We start from the raw sequence: 376 nt of genomic DNA on the forward strand, positions 1-376 counted from the left end.
GCCGGTAACCGAGACCGGACCGCGTGATCTGCTCGGTGAGCCGCAGTCCATGGCTGCGTGGCTCGCCGCGGCCGGGCAAGGCGAGGGGGAGACGCCCGAATCCGGTTTTGAGCTCAAGGGCTTGCGTGAAACCCTTCGTCCGGCCTTTGACCTGTTGCAGCAGGGCAAGCCGCTGCCGGAAGCGTCGCTCGCTGCGATCAACCGCCTGCTCGTGCCGGTGACCGAGCGCTATCAGTTGCACAGGGGTGACGAGGGCTATGCGCTCATGGCCGTGGCGAATCGGGGCCTCGGAGCGGCATCGAGAATCGCACTCGATTTCGCTCGCTTCGTCTGCGACCACGAGCCGGCACGGCTCAAGCACTGCGCCAACCACGAC

Annotated in this window: 1 protein-coding gene; it reads left to right on the top strand. The window is 66.8% G+C overall.

Annotation, left to right across the window (positions count from 1 at the left end; all coding sequences use genetic code 11):
- A partial coding sequence (locus tag AB4Y92_RS26510) for an ABATE domain-containing protein (RefSeq protein ID WP_441822333.1) occupies window positions 1–376 on the top strand: 376 nt, incomplete at both ends.

Origin of the sequence: Lysobacter sp. TAB13 (assembly GCF_052113885.1) — a bacterium.
Lineage (GTDB): Bacteria > Pseudomonadota > Gammaproteobacteria > Xanthomonadales > Xanthomonadaceae > Lysobacter > Lysobacter gummosus.